The following is a 14,728-nucleotide window of genomic DNA, read 5'->3' on the forward strand; positions in this document are numbered from 1 at the left end:
CTCGACAACCCCAGGCAAACCCTATCGGCGCGTCCGAACGCGGCCTGAGCCGCACGTCAACCCCAGGCAAACCCAGACCGCGCCGGGCGCATCCCTGGGGGTGTAGCGCGCCTGCGCTACGCCAGATGAGCGTCTATTTCAAAGCCGTCGGCGAGCCTGAAGTGCTCGCTTAGTAATTGCCGGCCCGCAGTGCTGCGATGCGCTGCTCCAGCGGCGGGTGGGTCATCAATAGACCTGCCAGCCCATTCTTCAGATTGCCATTGATGCCGAAGGCAGTCATCTCGCCGGGCATTTCTACCGGAATGCCTTGCTCCGCACGCAGGCGTTCCAGCGCTGCGATCATCATGCCGCTTCCGACCAGTTGCGCGCTGGCTGCGTCCGCACGGAATTCGCGCTGGCGCGAGAACCACATGACGATAATGCTGGCGAGGATACCCAGTACCAACTCGGCGAAGATCGTCGCGACAAAATAGCCGATGCCCGGTCCGCTGCTCTCGTTCTTGAACACGGCGCGGTCGACGAAGTTACCGATGATGCGCGCGAAGAACATGACAAAGGTGTTCACCACGCCCTGAATCAGGGTCAGGGTGACCATGTCACCATTGGCTACGTGGCCGATCTCGTGGGCCATGACGGCCTTGATTTCGTTGGGGCTGAAGCGTTGCAGCATGCCCTCGGAAACGGCCACCAGAGAGTTGTTCTTGTTCCAGCCTGTGGCAAAAGCGTTAGGCGCGCGGGAAGGGAAGATGCCTACCTCAGGCATACCAATACCGGCTTTCTGCGCCAGTTCGGCAACGATATCGACCAACCACTGCTCCTGGCGGGTCTGCGGCGTGTCGATAATGCGCGTACCTGTACCGCGTTTGGCCATCCATTTGGACATGAACAGGGATATGAAGGAGCCAGCAAAGCCGAAGACCGCGCAGAAAATGAGCAGCGACTGCAAATTCATGCCGCCCTGACCATCATGGACACTGCCAACTCCCAGCAGGCTGAGAGTGACGCTGGCCACCAGGATAATCGCCAGGTTGGTCGCCAGAAACAGCACGATGCGCATCATCTATTCATAACTCCTTTGATATTCGATTAGGGTTCCATCCTGCTTCTGATGCGTTCAGGTCCCCGTTTTGACTGGTGGGTATATTGGGGGATTCCGTCCGGCTTTCAATCGGCAGTCTATTTCAAATCGTGTATTGCTCAGCGGCGTGCCGGCGCCCTCGCAAAGCAGTGCTGAACGATCTCTGCCAGCTCGGTAGAGCTTTGTCTGGCGAGCGCGTCGCGCAGGCGTTGGGCGGGCGTAGCGCGTTGCCGGGCAATGCTCGCAGGTAACGTCTGGTCAAGCCAGTCTGTCGCGGGCGTCGAGAGCATGAGAAAGGCGCGCTCGGTCAGGCTGCACTGGTCGAGCCCCTCCTGGCGAATGGTATCGCTGTAGCGCAGAAAGCCCTCTTCAGCCATCCACAACATCGCATTGAAACAGGCGAGGTGACGGGGTGCCGGAACGCCAAAGGCATCGGGCTCGTGCGGCCCGATGAGGTCTTCGACAAAAAGGATGCTCGGTGACGGGAACCCGTTGTACAGGCTAAGCAGGATCCCCGCTACGTCCCGGTAGAAGTCGTCTATGTGCAGGTCGGCCATATTCGCCTCGCCCGGCAGTATCTACTGACGGTAATCCTTGAGGAAATTGGCGATCCGGCCGATCGCGACTTCCAGGTCATCCTTGCGCGGTAGCGACACGATGCGGAAGTGGTCCGGCCAGGGCCAGTTGAATGCCGTGCCCTGAACGATGAGGATTTTTTCCTTGAGCAACAGATCCAGAACCATTTTTTCGTCGTTATGGATTGGGTAGACCTTGGGATCCAGTTTCGGGAACAGATAAAGCGCGCCTTTCGGCTTGGTGCAACTCACGCCGGGAATGTCATTGAGTAGTTCCCAGGCCGTGTCACGCTGTTCAAGCAGCCGGCCACCGGGTAGCACCAGATCATTGATGCTCTGATAGCCACCCAGCGCAGTCTGGATCGCGTGCTGCGCCGGTACGTTGGCGCACAGGCGCATCGAGGACAGAATATCCAGCCCTTCGATATAGCTGTGAGCCTTGGCTTTGGGGCCGCTGATGATCATCCAGCCTGAACGGAAGCCAGCCACACGATAGGACTTGGACAGCCCGTTGAAGGTCAGGCAGAACACGTCCGGCGCCACCGCGGCGATGGACTCATGTTCCATACCGTCGTACAGGATCTTGTCGTAGATTTCGTCGGCGAGCAGGACCAGGTGATGTTCCCGGGCAACCTGCGCCAGCTGCTCGAGCATATCGCGCGAATAGACAGCCCCGGTGGGGTTGTTGGGATTGATGATGACCAGTGCGCGGGTGTTCGGCGTGATCTTGCTGCGGATGTCCTCGATGTCTGGATACCAGTCGGACTCCTCGTCACACAGGTAATGCACCGGCTTGCCGCCGGACAGACTCACGGCGGCGGTCCACAATGGGTAATCGGGAGCCGGGATCAGCACTTCATCGCAGTTATTCAGCAGACCCTGCATGGCCATCACGATAAGCTCGGACACGCCGTTACCGAGATAGATATCCTCGATGGTGACGCCGGGGATGTTCTTGGTCTGCGTGTAGTGCATGACCGCCTTGCGCGCAGAGAACAGACCCTTGGAGTCACTGTAGCCCTGAGCCGTGGACAGGTTATGGATGATGTCCTGGAGAATTTCCTCCGGGGCTTCGAAACCAAAGGGTGCAGGGTTGCCAATATTCAGCTTGAGGATCCGGTGACCATCCTCTTCCAGCCGTTTGGCATGGTGCAGGACGGGCCCGCGAATGTCGTAACAGACGTTGGCCAATTTATTGGACTTGCTAACCTGCATGATGTTTCCCTTGGGTTCCTGAAGGCTGACGTAGCGCGAAGCCAGAAAAGTGAGCGAGCATGATACGTCGTGCAGCCATAATCGGGAAAGTCTGAAAATCGCTAGTGTGTGGAGGAAGTATGGATAAGATCATCAAGTCTGAGGACGCCTGGCGCGAGCAGCTGGATGAGGCGCAGTTTCAGGTGTGCCGCCTGAAAGGCACAGAGCGACCCTATACAGGCATCTACAACAGCAATACGACGCCGGGCGTATACCATTGCATCTGCTGCGATGCGCCCTTGTTTGATACCGCTACCCAGTTCGACGCCGGGTGTGGTTGGCCGAGCTATTACGAACCGGTAAACGGGCAGGCGGTTGCCGAACAGCAGGACACCAGTCACGGCATGATTCGCACCGAGGTGCTCTGCGCCCGTTGTGATGCGCATCTTGGCCATGTATTTCCGGATGGTCCGCCGCCGACTGGTTTGCGCTACTGTATTAATTCGGTGGCATTGAAGCTGCATCCGCGCAACGACTAACTCAACGGAAGAACGTCAATGAATAACAAGAACAATGTGCTCCACGTTCCCTGTACGACCATTGATGGTCGCCAGACCAGTCTCGCTGAACTGGGCGGCAAGGCGTATCTGGTGGTCAATACGGCCAGCAAATGCGGTTTCACGCCGCAGTATCAGGGGCTCGAAACCTTGTGGAAGACATACGGGGACAAGGGACTGCGAGTGGCTGGCTTTCCCTGCAATCAGTTCGGTTCGCAGGAGCCGGGGGATGAGCAGGCGATATCTTCGTTTTGCGAGATGCGTTTCGGCGTTACGTTTCCCTTGTTCAAGAAGATTGAGGTAAACGGTAGCGGCGCACACCCGCTGTTTACCCAGCTGAAGAGCCAGGCGCCCGGTTTGCTGGGCAGCAAGCGTATCAAATGGAATTTCACCAAGTTTCTGGTGAACAGCGAGGGGCAGGTAGTGAAGCGTTACGCCCCGACCACCAAGCCGGAGCAAGTGGCGAAGGATATCGAGTCGCTGCTTGCCCGGAGTTAATCGCTGGCAGGCGTGTCCGGACCGGCGCGACCTGTGTCGTTGCCGAGCCACTTGTTCATCATCGCTTGCAAGTCTTCCCGTTTGAAGGGTTTGACCAGGTAATCGTCCATGCCGGCCTCGGTACAGCGCTCACGGTCCTCCTCCAGGGCGTTGGCTGTCAGTGCAATGACCGGCAGGGTCGCCCAGTGAGCTTGCTCGCGGATGCGCCGGGTGGTTTCGTAGCCGTCCATGACCGGCATGTTGCAATCCATCAGTACCAGATCGAATTCGCGCTCATGCAATCGCTGAAGTGCGGCTTCGCCGTGCTCTGCAACGGCTACGTCGTACCCCAGGCGGCCCAGCATGCCTTTGGCGACCATCTGGTTGACCAGATTATCCTCCACCAGCAGAACCGTGTAACCGGTTTGTGTCTGCGTCAGTACAGCCCCGCCAGTGTTAGTAAGGGGTTGGGCGAACAGATCATCAATGGCGCGTGCCAGGTGGGCGCGCGAGGGCGGGCTCGCTACGTGCTGGCGCACGCCTGCGGCACGCGCGTCGGTTGTACTCAACCAGCCGGTGTAGGGGCAAACCAGCAGGCGTGGAATCTCCATACGCTGGCCGGCGAGCTGATGTGCGACCTCGGGACTGTCGAGTAACCAGAGATCGAATGGAGGGTTATTCAGCGGCGGCTGGATCTGGTCGCTGTAATTGATCAGGGCGCAGCGCATGCCCCAGTGCTCGAGTTGTTCGAGCAGGAAACTGCCTTGCAATCGGCCCAGGCGATTCCAGATCAACACGCTACGCGGAGCGGGCAACGGGAAGGTGGGCCCGGTACTGTGCGTTTTGAGCGGCAGGCTCACGGTAAAGGTGCTGCCCTGACCTTGTTCTGATTCCACTTTCAGGGTGCCTTGCATGGCGTCTGCGAGGCTTTTGCACAGCGCTAGACCAAGTCCGGTCCCGCCAAAACGCCGGGATATCTGCGCGTCGGCCTGGGTAAAGGGCGAGAATACCGACTCCAGCGCCTCCGTCTGGATGCCGATGCCCGTATCGCGCACGCTGATGTCCACCCATTGCTGCCCGCCCCGGTTGGGGTGTACGGCCAGATAAACGGAGACCTGGCCCTGCTCGGTGAATTTCAGCGCATTGGAGAGCAGGTTGCTGATGATCTGCCGGATACGCATGGGGTCGCCCAGCATCATGCCGGGCAACGCTGGATCGATCCGGCAGCTCAGTTCGATATCACGCTTGTAGGCGTTCTGGGAAAGCAGGCTGGTGGTGTCTTCCAGCAGAGCGCCCAGGTCGAAGGGGATTTCCTCCAGCTGCAGCTTGCCGGCTTCAAACTTGGACAGATCGAGAATGTCATTGAGCAGTTCGACGAGAATCTTGCCGGAGTCGTAGGCGATGGATAGCTGCTGGCGTTGTTCGTCATTGAGAGGGCTATCCAGGGCAAGGCCAATCATGCCAAGCAGGCCATTGATCGGTGTGCGTATCTCATGGCTCATGGCAGCCAGGAACGCGGCCCTGGAGCTCGCTGTTTCCAATGCTTCCTGACGGGAGCGCTCCAACTCCTGATTGGATACGCGCAGCTGGCGGTTGGCACTCTGCAGTTCGGTAGTGCGCGCCTCGACAATGGTTTCCAGCTCTTCGAGATACTGGCGGAGCCGATCCTCGGCACGCAGCTTCTGCCGCAAATTGACATCAATGCTATGCAGTTGCTGATTGATGACCTCGACCAGCGCGCCAATTTCATCCCGTTCATGCCCGGCGGGACAGGGCAGTCGACTCCGTTCATGCTCGCTTGTCATGCCGAGCAGGTCGGTGATCAGGCGCACCAATGGCTTGGTCAGCATGCCGTAAAACAGCACGACCAGTATCAGCGACAGAACCAGACACAGGATAAAGTTGGAGACCAGCGTGAGGCCTGCGCGGCGCAGAAATTGCGCGCCCTGGTGAAAGGTGTCTACCTCGATTACCAGATGGCCGAGCAGCTCGTCGGGTACGTGTTCCACGTATAGGGGGTGCGAGTAATTGCGTACGGGCTCGAATAGCGCGTCACTGACTGCGCGATAACGGCTGGCGAGCATCGGCCGACTCACGCTGGCGAGGGCTACGCCCGTATCATCAATGATTTCAGCACGTATGATCGGCGGGGACTGCAGCAAGCCGGTGGTCAGCTCGCGGGCAAGCTCGGTATCGACGTTGTAGGCGATGCGTGAAGCCGGACCCAGACTGACATTTATCTGCGCCGCGATTTCACTGTCGATCGCGGCGTCTTCGGCCCGGTAATCGAGTCCCACCTGGATCAGCCCAAGCAGGGTGCCCAGAACGAAAGCTGCCAGAACACCCTGTCGCGCCTGTTTGAAGGATAGGCGATCAGTAAAACGTATATGGTTCACGGGTCATCCTGCGGTGTGCTTTCGCCATCAGATTAGCTTGGTTCCCGCTGCCTGGTGATGGAATGGTGTCGGTCGTTCGCGTTAGACGTGGCATGCTAAGTCATTTTACAAACAGGAATACAGGTATGAATGAAATGACTCCCGGAGAGTTCATGAAACGTGCGTCGAGTTTCATGGATCGCTTTGAAAAGACATTCCCGCCAGCTCCGGTAGCCATTGACTGGAAGGCGACGCTGGCCGCGCGCTGGATGGGGCAGGGCGACCAGGGTTGGTTGCGGCCGCTGACGGTAGGGAAACACACAGGGCTAGCCGACTTGGTCGGCGTGGAGCGTCAGAAAGAGCTATTGCGGGCTAATACCGAGCAGTTCGTGAAGGGTCTGCCTGCCAACAACGCGTTGTTGTGGGGTGCACGGGGCACGGGGAAGTCGTCGCTGATCAGAGCCCTGCTGAGCGAGTATGCAGATTGCAGTCTGCGTCTGATCGAGATCGACAAGAATGATCTGGTGCATCTGCCTGCGCTTATCGAGCAGGTACGCTCGCTGCCCTGGCAGTTTCTGTTGTTTTGCGACGATCTGGCGTTCGAGGCGGATGACAGTGCATACAAGACCCTGAAGACCGTCCTCGATGGAACGCTGGAGACCACCCCGGACAATCTGCTGCTCTACGCTACCTCCAACAGGCGGCACCTGTTGCCCGAACAGCGTAGCGATAATCAAGGGGCTGCGATGGTTGATGGCGAGCTGCATCCAGGTGAAGCAATCGAGGAGAAGATCGCGTTATCGGACCGCTTTGGGTTATGGGTGTCGTTCTATCCATTCTCCCAGGAGCATTATCTTGAAGTGGTTCAGCATTGGCTCGGCGCGCTGGCGAGCGAGCATGATCTGACCTGGCAATGGACTGAGGAATTGAAGAAGGAAGCGATACGCTGGGCGTTGGCGCGGGGTAATCGAAACGGGCGTTGCGCCTACCAGTTCGCCCGCTCCTGGGTAGGGCGGGCTTTGCTGGAGGTCTAGGGAAGCGCTGGACCATTACTTGCATTCTGTGGCCCGGAGCGCTGCCCAGATTAGACTTATTTCAGCTCGGCTGTTTCTGGGCAGCGTGCGCCGCTATCTTGGCCAGCAGCTCACGCTCCTCGGTCAGGCGGTCAGCGATGCCGGGGCGTGCGCTGACGCGGTCGAGCAATCCCGCCAGACCGGGCCAGCGTTGCGGGTCGAGCGTTTCGCCGCCGTGCCCGAAGTTGATCAACTGACAGGCCACTGCTATATCAGCCATGCTGAGCTGATCACCGACAAGATAGTCATCATCGCCCAGTTGAGCTTCAAGGTAATCAAACAGCGGCGGTAGCTTTTCGCTCAAGGCTGTCTTCACCAGTTGCTCGTCGGTGGTCTCGCCCTTCAGTGGCCGGACGATCCGGTTATAGAACACGGTGAAAGTCGCAAAGGGCGCCACTTCATAATCGGCGTATTTCTCCAGCCAGCGGATCCTTGCAGCCTGCTCTGGCGTCGTCCCGTATAACGAGCTGCCGCGGCTTTCATGCAGGTACTGTGCGATAACGGCAGAGTCAGCCAGTGTGAGATCCCCATCCTGTATGGCCGGGACGCGGCCGAGCGGGTTGATCTTGTAATACCAGTCGGGTTGGCCGAAGGGGTTGACCGTGACCAGTTCATATTCCTGTCCGATCTCGGCAAGCAGAATGCGGACCTTGCGAACGAAGGGGGAGAGAATCGCGCCATAAAGGGTCAGTGCCATGCGGGGGCTCCGTTATGTTGTTATGAGCAAGGGCCCAGAGGTTCTTACATGCCGTGGTCGCTAGATCGTAAACGCCAGCGACACGCGCATGCGGTACTCAACGGCCGCCAGAGAGCGCGGGGAATTGTTCAGCGCTTCCCTAGTCATCAGTCATCGTACACGGATCGTTTTTTCCAGGCTTCATCATCTTCTTCAAGCGCGTCCAGACCGGCGAGCAGTTCACTGTTTGCCGGGTCGGTAGTCTGTTCGGTCCGAATGGCGGCCTGCTCGGCTTCTTTGAGCTTGTGGCGCATCTGCGTAAGCAAGTCGGCGCACGCCGGATCGTTCTGCTTCTGCAGAAACGCCACCGCCCGCTCATACTGCAATTTGGCTACGCGTGGCTTGCCTTGTTGCAGTGCTTGATTGGCAAGAGCCTGGAACATCTCCAGGTTGATGGTCACGATATGCTGACGGATCCTGGCTACCCATTGCTGCAGGGTGGCACTGTCCAACAGGCCGTCCTTATGAGCCTGGGCAAGCAGCTTGTGCAGGTTCTCCAGCTGAAGGCGAACGTCGCGGGCCTGGGTCTCGTTGGTGATGGCTACCGGCGTATTGCCGATACTCAGATCCCCGGTGGTCAGCTGCTGGCGGATCATCGCAAGTTGGTTTTCAGCTTTGGTGTTCTTCCGGTCCAGCTTCAGAAGTTGCGTTAACAGATGTTCTTCGATGGTCAGCAGCAGGGACTTCAGCTCGACCGTCATGAACTGGCCGGGCAATTCACTGCCGAGGGAAGAACAGTATCTGATGCGAGCGTTCAGTTCGGCAATCTGACGGGCGCGCTCCAATCGTGCGCGCTCAAGACTGTGGCTGATGAAACCGATGCTGATAAGGATCAGCACGCCGCCAGCTACCAGGGCTCCAATAACTAAAGGGGACACGATCGATCTCTCTTCCTTGGGTGATGTGCGTGGTAGAGGCCCAAGCATCGAACTAAACAGGGAACGTTGCAAGCAGGAATTTCTGTGTCGCAGTTCGCAAATCAGCACAGGCGAGGCTAGATTCGGTAGTTCAGGGAGGGAAGGGTAATGCCGAACCAGACCTGGCTGCCCGCAATCCCAGATATTTCGCGGCGCACGAAAAAAACCTGAAAAAATATCAGGTTGGGGGGTTGACGGTTCTCAGGACCCTGCCTAAAATGCGCGCCACTTGCAGCGAACATTGAAACACGGGAGCAGCAAGTAGCCAGGGTAATTTACCTCGGCACTGTGAAGTCCGGATACGTCCCCTTCGTCTAGTGGCCTAGGACACCGCCCTTTCACGGCGGTAACAGGGGTTCGAGTCCCCTAGGGGACGCCACTTCGGCGTCAGTTTTGCGGGAATAGCTCAGTTGGTAGAGCACGACCTTGCCAAGGTCGGGGTCGCGAGTTCGAGTCTCGTTTCCCGCTCCAGATTCATCAAAGAAGCCGTCCATGTGACGGCTTTTTTGTGTCCGTAATTTGGCGCTCAAAGCTGAGCGCTTGCGCACTCAGCCTGGTCGATTCAGCTCTGGCCCGGTTTGCTCATCAATAATTGTTTGGCTTGTGCCCAATCGAAGGCCTCGCCGCGCGCTTCAGCCTCGGCCTGATGCTCGTCGAGAAGCTGATACAGGGCGATTTCTTCGTCCGGCATGAAGTGCAGACAATCGCCGCCGAAATACCACAGCAGATCACGGGGAATCATGTGCGCGATCTGTGGGTAGCGCGAAATGATCTGACAGATTATCTCCTGTCCTTGCTGCATTGCGTCGTCATTGCCTGCTTCGAGTTCGGTGATCAGCTCGTCGAAGCGCTCGAGGAAGAGAATATTGCTTTCCTCAGGGACCTGTTCCATCAAAACGGACTGGGCGCGCAAGGTATCGAACAGGCTCTTCAGAAGCGCCAGGTGATAGGTGTGGTAGGGCAGTGAAGTGTTCATCGGTGTCTCCTAAACAAGCGCGGGAGTCTAGCAGAAGACGTACTGAATGAGTGTGGAAGGGCGTATAAAGACCGGGCCCGGCGATGCCGGCACGCTGGCCGGCATCGCTCTTTTCGGGCTCAGGTTTTAAGCGGAACAGAGGTGTCGTGCTGAGGGTTCATTTCCTCGGCGGAAAAGTCATCAACCTCGATCACTGCGCGTCTCGCGGCTATCGCAGCGTTGAGCTGCTCGGCCTCGGCTTCATTAATTGTCCCGCTGGCCAGTGCAGCGGCCACGGGATCTTGCTGCGGGTCTGCTTCAATGTCACCTGCTTTGCTGGCCTTGCGCATGCGTGCAGTCAGTGCATCAGCGGCGATAACCTGTTCAAGGGTACTGTTCAGCAAGCCGGTGACATCCTCAGGGTCGTTGCTGCGGTAGCAGCCCGCCAGCAAGCGATCCCGCGACGCCCCGGGTGTCATCAGACGCCGGGCTATCTCCGCGCCGGTTCGGTCGCTGGGGGGAGCGAGGTGGCGTCCGAGCGGGAATACCACAATGCGCAGCAGCACGCCTGCAACCCGGTTCGGGAAATTGAGCAATATTTCATGCATGGATTGCTCGGTGCGGGCAAGCAGATCCTCAACCCCCCAGCGTACGAACGGCAGATCCTCCTCGGGCGAGCCCTGGTCGTGGTAATGCTTGAGCGTGGCGCTGGCCAGATACAGATTGCTGAGCACATCACCCAGGCGGGCTGAAAGACGCTCGCGGCGCTTCAACTCTCCGCCCAGCATCAGCATGGTCGTGTCGGCCAGTGTGGCGAATGCGGCCGCCAGGCGGGAGAGCTGCTGGTAATAGCCTTTGGTCTCGGCATTCCCGGGCGTCTTGGCCAGCATCCCGCCGGTGAGCCCAAGCAGCAGACTGCTGGCAGCGTTGCTGACGCCGAAGCCGACATGCTCGAACAACAGCTTGTCGAAGCGCTCGATCCCACTGTTCACATCAGGATCCTGGGTGGCGGTCATTTCTTGCAGCAGATACGGATGGCAGCGGATGGCTCCCTGTCCGAAGATCATCATGCTGCGGGTAAGGATGTTCGCTCCCTCGACGGTGATCGAAATGGGGATCGACTGATAGGCGCGGCCCAGGTAGTTCTTTGGACCCATGCAAATGCCCTTGCCGCCGTGCACATCCATTGCATCATTCAGGCACTGGCGCATCCGTTCGGTCAGATGGTACTTGACCACTGCAGACAGCACCGATGGCTTTTCGCCCTGGTCGATGGCGCCAGCGGTCATGCGCCGTGCCGCATCCATGACATAAGCGTTGCCGCCGATCCGGGCGAGTGCTTCCTGCACGCCTTCGAATTCGCCGATGGGCAGACCGAACTGCTGGCGAATGCGTGCATAGGCACCGGTCGTCATGCTTGCCATCTTGGCCGCACCCGTACTGCCGGCGGGCAGGGAGATGGAACGGCCTACCGACAGGCAGTTCATCAGCATGACCCAGCCTTGACCAATCATGTCCTGTCCGCCGATCAGATAGTCCATGGGGATAAACACATCGGTGCCTGAGTTCGGACCGTTCATGAAGGCTGCGTTCAGCGGGAAATGCCTGCGCCCGATCTCGACGCCGGGGGTTTCGGTTGGAATCAAAGCCAGCGAGATGCCGCGCTCTTCTTCTTCGCCTAGCAGGTGTTCGGGGTCGTATACCTTGAACGCCAGCCCCAGCAATGTAGCCACCGGGCCGAGGGTGATGTAACGCTTTTCCCAGGTAACGCGCAGCCCGAGGGTTTGCTTGCCTTCCCATTCGCCCATGCAGACGATGCCTTTATCGGGCATGGCGCCAGCGTCCGAACCTGCTTCGGGTGAGGTCAGTGCAAAGCAGGGTACTTCCTTGCCCGCTGCCAGGCGGGGCAGGTAATGATTCTTCTGTTCGTCGGTCCCGTATTGCAGGAGTAGCTCAGCGGGGCCGAGCGAGTTGGGTACCATGACGGTGGAGCCAAGGTCGCCGCTGCGGCTGGCGAGTTTCATGACGATCTGCGAGTGGGCAAAGGCCGAGAAGCCTTTGCCGCCGTGTTCCTTGGGGATGATCAGGCCGAAGAAGCCGTTTTCCTTGATGAACTCCCACACATCCAGGGGTAAGTCCTGAAAAGCTGTAGTGACCTCCCATTCACGGGTCATGGCGCAGAGCTGCTCGACCGGACCATCAATGAAATTCTGTTCCTCTGTGGTCAGGGCCGGGCGCGGAAACGCGTGCAGTTTGTTCCAGTCAGGGCGACCGTTGAACAATTCGCGGTCCCACCAGACGGTGCCGGCTTCGAGCGCTTCCTGTTCGGTATCGGAGATAGGGGGTAGCACCTTTCTGAACCAGTGAAAAGTCGGTGTGCTGATGTTGGCGCGCCGCCAGTCAGGCAGATTCAACGGAATCGCAATACCAAGGAAAATCACCCACAGGACCAGCATCAAGAGCCAGTGCGCGGGGCTGAATACAGTCATGGCCAGTAGATATACCGCGGTGGCTATGCACCCGTTCAGCAAGCCGCTGCGCATGTGAGCCAGCACGGTGATGCAGAGTAACAGGCCGATAAGCCAGAGCAGGGTCACCATTTAGCGCTCCTTCGATTGAGGAATGTCCAGAAATTGAAGTCTGTTGACGTTTCATCACGAGCCGCGTTGTGTAGAGGGCGCAAGGTCGGGCAGCGATCCGCTAGGCGCAGGGCTAGGTAATGGTTGCTGCCTTACCAATTTCCGCAGCGCTATAACGTCATTTGACGCGTGACCTGAAATGCCGTGGACGCGGCCGTAGTGAAACGTCAACAAACCCTAGCATAGCCGGTTAAAGCGCGAGGGTCTGTCGGGGTTGTATAGCCGCGACAGAACGGGCAGCTTCACGTTAGCTCCGGGCTGACGGTGTCTTGCTTGATGATGCGACCGCCAGATAGGAGTGCGCAGGTTGTTGTGCTCGCACCAGATCCGCATCTGGTCATTACCCAGCGCAAGGTCTTGATTTTTCGACCCGCGCCCCCATCATTAGCCATCGACTCTCAAGGCCGGAAACGTTTGCATGACCTCAGCTATAAGTATCCAGGGGCTGGAAAAAACCTACGGCAACGGGTTTACCGCTCTCAAAGGCATCAATCTGGACGTGCAGCAGGGGGATTTCTTTGCCCTGTTGGGACCCAACGGGGCGGGAAAATCCACCACCATCGGCATCCTCTCATCGCTGGTTACCAAGACAGCGGGTCAAGTGAGTGTCTTCGGTCATGACATTGATACCGACCTGATGGCGGCCAAACGCTGTATAGGTGTTGTGCCGCAGGAGTTCAATTTCAGTCAGTTCGAGAAGGCGATGGATATCCTGGTCAATCAGGCTGGCTACTATGGCATTCCTGCCGGGGAAGCTGCCCAGCGCGCAGAAAAGTATCTCAAGCGCCTGAGTCTGTGGGACAAGCGTGACGTTGCATCACGCATGCTTTCCGGCGGCATGAAGCGTCGGCTGATGATTGCCCGGGCGCTCATCCATGAGCCGCGTCTGCTGATTCTCGATGAGCCGACAGCGGGTGTGGATATCGAGATCCGTCGGTCGATGTGGCAGTTCCTGCAGGAGATCAACGCGCAGGGTGTGACCATCATCCTGACCACGCATTATCTGGAGGAAGCCGAGCAGCTGTGCAAGAACATCGCCATTATCGATCAGGGTCGCATCATCTATAACACCAGCATGCGCCGTCTGCTCAAGGAGCTGCACGTCGAAACCTTCCTGCTGGATTGCCGCGAAAGCCTGCAGGCGGCGCCCGTGCTGGATGCTTACCCGTGCCGGTTGGTTGATGAGCACACCCTGGAGGTGCAGATTGACAAGGCGCAGGGTATGAACGGCCTGTTTGTCGAACTGGCCGGGCAGGGGATCGAGGTGCTGAGCTTGCGTAACAAGAGCAACCGGCTCGAAGAGCTGTTCTTGACCCTGGTGGATGAAAACGCTGAAAAGGGAGTGGCCTGATGTCTCACTGGCGTAGTGGTTGGGTCGCTTTTGTCACGATCCTGTCAAAGGAAGTGCGTCGTTTCTCGCGCATCTGGCCGCAGACCTTGTTGCCGCCGGGCATCACCATGGCGCTGTACTTCGTTATCTTCGGCAACCTGATTGGCAGCCGTATCGGTGAAATGGATGGTTACCCCTACATCGATTACATCGTCCCCGGCCTGATCATGATGTCGGTCATCACCAATAGCTATTCGAACGTGGTGTCGAGCTTCTTCAGCACCAAATTTCAGCGCTCAATCGAGGAACTGATGGTGGCGCCGGTGTCGCCGCACGTCATTCTGCTCGGCTATACCTTCGGTGGCGTGGCCAGGGGCCTGGCGGTCGGTCTGATCGTCACGCTGATGTCGCTGTTCTTCACCCGGTTGCAGGTGCAGCACGTCGGGCTGACGATTACAGTGGTTTTCTTTACCTCGCTGGTCTTTGCGCTGGGCGGGTTCATCAATGCGACCTTCGCACGCAACTTCGATGACATTTCGATAGTGCCCACCTTTGTGCTGACGCCTCTGACCTATCTGGGCGGTGTGTTCTATTCGATCAACATGCTGCCCGAGTTCTGGCAGAAGGTATCCTTGATCAATCCGATCCTGCATATGGTCAACGCGTTTCGCTACGGCATTCTGGGTGTGTCGGATATCCATATCGGTGTAGCGCTGGTGTTGATGCTGGTGTTCGTTGCCGTGCTGTATTGCTTCAGTTACTGGCTGCTCAAACGCGGCACCGGGATGCGCCAGTAGCGCTGGTTGGCTGGGCGGGCGGCGC

13 protein-coding genes and 2 tRNA genes are annotated in these 14,728 nt (G+C 58.2%); 7 read left to right on the forward strand and 8 right to left on the reverse strand.

What is annotated here, in order from left to right; all coding sequences use genetic code 11:
- Positions 1-169: 169 nt before the first annotated feature.
- The 3 genes from htpX to HG264_RS02625 form a co-directional block, all read right to left on the reverse strand.
- Complete coding sequence (htpX, locus tag HG264_RS02615; protein WP_169406197.1) at positions 170-1,060, reverse strand: protease HtpX; 891 nt, start codon at positions 1,058-1,060, stop codon at positions 170-172.
- Positions 1,061-1,197: 137 nt separating this feature from the next.
- Complete coding sequence (locus HG264_RS02620; protein WP_169406198.1) at positions 1,198-1,635, reverse strand: hypothetical protein; 438 nt, start codon at positions 1,633-1,635, stop codon at positions 1,198-1,200.
- Positions 1,636-1,656: 21 nt separating this feature from the next.
- Positions 1,657-2,868, reverse strand: coding sequence for a pyridoxal phosphate-dependent aminotransferase (locus tag HG264_RS02625; RefSeq protein WP_169406199.1), 1,212 nt, complete (start codon positions 2,866-2,868; stop codon positions 1,657-1,659).
- 119 nt (positions 2,869-2,987) lie between these two features.
- Here HG264_RS02625 and msrB point away from each other — a divergent pair, with 119 nt between their 5' ends.
- Both msrB and HG264_RS02635 read left to right on the forward strand, forming a co-directional pair.
- Positions 2,988-3,386, forward strand: coding sequence for a peptide-methionine (R)-S-oxide reductase MsrB (msrB, locus tag HG264_RS02630; RefSeq protein ID WP_169406200.1), 399 nt, complete (start codon positions 2,988-2,990; stop codon positions 3,384-3,386).
- An 18-nt stretch (positions 3,387-3,404) separates the two neighbouring features.
- Entirely contained in the window at positions 3,405-3,902 is a 498-nt protein-coding gene (locus HG264_RS02635; protein ID WP_169406201.1) for a glutathione peroxidase, read from the forward strand.
- Here the strand turns inward: HG264_RS02635 and HG264_RS02640 are convergent.
- Positions 3,899-6,277 carry an ATP-binding protein gene (locus tag HG264_RS02640; RefSeq protein ID WP_218573034.1) on the reverse strand — a complete coding sequence of 793 codons (2,379 nt, stop codon included), beginning with the start codon at positions 6,275-6,277 and terminating at the stop codon, positions 3,899-3,901. The genes HG264_RS02635 and HG264_RS02640 overlap by 4 nt on opposite strands.
- A 125-nt stretch (positions 6,278-6,402) precedes the next feature.
- Here HG264_RS02640 and HG264_RS02645 point away from each other — a divergent pair, with 125 nt between their 5' ends.
- Positions 6,403-7,290, forward strand: a complete 888-nt coding sequence (locus HG264_RS02645) for an ATP-binding protein (RefSeq protein ID WP_256663756.1) — start codon at positions 6,403-6,405, stop codon at positions 7,288-7,290.
- Between the two features lie 61 nt (positions 7,291-7,351).
- Here the strand turns inward: HG264_RS02645 and HG264_RS02650 are convergent, their stop codons facing one another.
- Both HG264_RS02650 and HG264_RS02655 read right to left on the reverse strand, forming a co-directional pair.
- Positions 7,352-8,026: a glutathione S-transferase family protein gene (locus tag HG264_RS02650; RefSeq protein ID WP_169406202.1), complete on the reverse strand. Its 675-nt coding sequence runs from the start codon at positions 8,024-8,026 to the stop codon at positions 7,352-7,354.
- Between the two features lie 146 nt (positions 8,027-8,172).
- Positions 8,173-8,943: a hypothetical protein gene (locus HG264_RS02655; protein WP_169406203.1), complete on the reverse strand. Its 771-nt coding sequence runs from the start codon at positions 8,941-8,943 to the stop codon at positions 8,173-8,175.
- 342 nt (positions 8,944-9,285) lie between these two features.
- On the opposite strand from HG264_RS02655, the gene HG264_RS02660 reads away from it, so the two are divergent.
- Together HG264_RS02660 and HG264_RS02665 are read left to right on the forward strand one after the other, a co-directional pair.
- Positions 9,286-9,361: transfer RNA gene (locus HG264_RS02660), tRNA-Glu, on the forward strand.
- A gap of 16 nt (positions 9,362-9,377) precedes the next feature.
- A tRNA-Gly gene (locus HG264_RS02665) sits at positions 9,378-9,453 on the forward strand.
- 91 nt (positions 9,454-9,544) lie between these two features.
- On the opposite strand, the gene HG264_RS02670 is transcribed toward HG264_RS02665, so the two are convergent.
- On the reverse strand, positions 9,545-9,958 hold the full coding sequence (locus tag HG264_RS02670; RefSeq protein ID WP_169406204.1) for a PA2817 family protein: 414 nt from the start codon (positions 9,956-9,958) through the stop codon (positions 9,545-9,547).
- A gap of 119 nt (positions 9,959-10,077) precedes the next feature.
- Complete coding sequence (locus HG264_RS02675; protein ID WP_169408988.1) at positions 10,078-12,534, reverse strand: acyl-CoA dehydrogenase; 2,457 nt, start codon at positions 12,532-12,534, stop codon at positions 10,078-10,080.
- A gap of 460 nt (positions 12,535-12,994) precedes the next feature.
- Here HG264_RS02675 and HG264_RS02680 point away from each other — a divergent pair, with 460 nt between their 5' ends.
- A complete protein-coding gene (locus HG264_RS02680; protein ID WP_169406205.1) occupies positions 12,995-13,927 on the forward strand; it encodes an ABC transporter ATP-binding protein in 933 nt (310 codons plus the stop codon).
- Positions 13,927-14,703: an ABC transporter permease gene (locus HG264_RS02685; RefSeq protein WP_169406206.1), complete on the forward strand. Its 777-nt coding sequence runs from the start codon at positions 13,927-13,929 to the stop codon at positions 14,701-14,703. Before HG264_RS02680 ends, HG264_RS02685 begins: the two co-directional genes overlap by 1 nt.
- The last annotated feature ends 25 nt before the right edge of the window (positions 14,704-14,728 follow it).

The organism is Pseudomonas sp. gcc21, from assembly GCF_012844345.1.
Taxonomy (GTDB): Bacteria; Pseudomonadota; Gammaproteobacteria; order Pseudomonadales; family Pseudomonadaceae; genus Halopseudomonas.